This is a genomic window from Vibrio sp. 2134-1 (assembly GCF_033339495.1).
Window position 1 is genome coordinate 1 of the sequence record NZ_JAWOUS010000142.1, and the last position, 1,043, is coordinate 1,043.

General features: G+C 48.0%; 1 protein-coding gene and 1 pseudogene. Both read left to right on the plus strand.

Annotated elements, in window-relative coordinates; all coding sequences use genetic code 11:
- Nucleotides 1–142 (plus strand): annotated as a pseudogene (locus R7R78_RS24470) (TetR/AcrR family transcriptional regulator); the annotation flags it as partial.
- A gap of 120 nt (nucleotides 143–262) precedes the next feature.
- On the plus strand, nucleotides 263–1,043 hold a 781-nt coding region (locus R7R78_RS24475; protein ID WP_225474421.1), incomplete at its 3' end, for an alpha/beta fold hydrolase.

Below are 1,043 nucleotides of genomic sequence, written 5' to 3' on the forward strand. Positions count from 1 at the left end.
CTTAGATACTCGTCAGGCGACGTTCGATTTATACGGGCAATACCTGAGCGCGCATGTTTTCTATTCGATCAAAGGTGAGGAAGAGAGCTTACGCCTATTTTGGCAAGGCATCGACAACTTGCTTGCTCGATGGAGAGGTTAACACCGTCTACGGGTAACGAAGATTCATTTTAAAGAGCGACAGAGTTCGCTCTTTCTTATCAGCATAAAAAGCACGACCGTTCTATTTTTGCTAAGTGTGCTGATAACTAAGGAAAAGATCATGAGTGAGAAAATCTATTTTAATACCTCGCAGCGTTTTAGTGTGAAGCGCAGTCTCGTCAACATCAGTACCCGCTTGCACCACACATTAGCCCCATCGCATGCGAAGAAAACGGCGCGAAAACTGCTGCTTACTCCAGCGCGTACGCAACCAAAAAATGCGGAGCCACAAGGATTAGTTAAAGCAGAAATCCAAGGGCACACTGGGGCTATCAAAACGTATTCGTTGGGTCAGGGGCCTGTGTGGGTTCTGACTCATGGTTGGTCGGGCACGGCGAGCCAGTTTTATCCGTTGATGGAACATATCGCGGCTTGTGGATTTACAGCGTTGGCTTACGATCATCCAGCACATGGTGAAAGTGATGGTCAATATGGCCATATTCCGGGCTTTGTGCGTGGTTTGGAAGAGGTTCTCGACTCGGTAGAAGAAGGCGTCGCCGGATTGGTTGGACATAGTATGGGAACGGCGTCTGCACTTGAGTGCCGTCATCATAAGTTGGAAAACAAGCCACTGCTATTGATTGCGCCAGTGTTGAATTACGTAGAGAACTTGTTTGGCAGCATTGCGCGTTCTGGCTATTCAATGAAACTGTTCAAAGCGGTGGTATCGGAAGTGGAAGATCAGTATGGCTACCCATTGCAATCGATCGACCCTCTGAAGCGACTCTCGGAGCGAGCGGCACCCACGATCATCGTGCATGATGAGCAAGATAAATTCACTAAACACAGTATTTCCGCTCAAGCCGCTGACGAGATTGAAAATGTTGAGTTGGTGACAACAC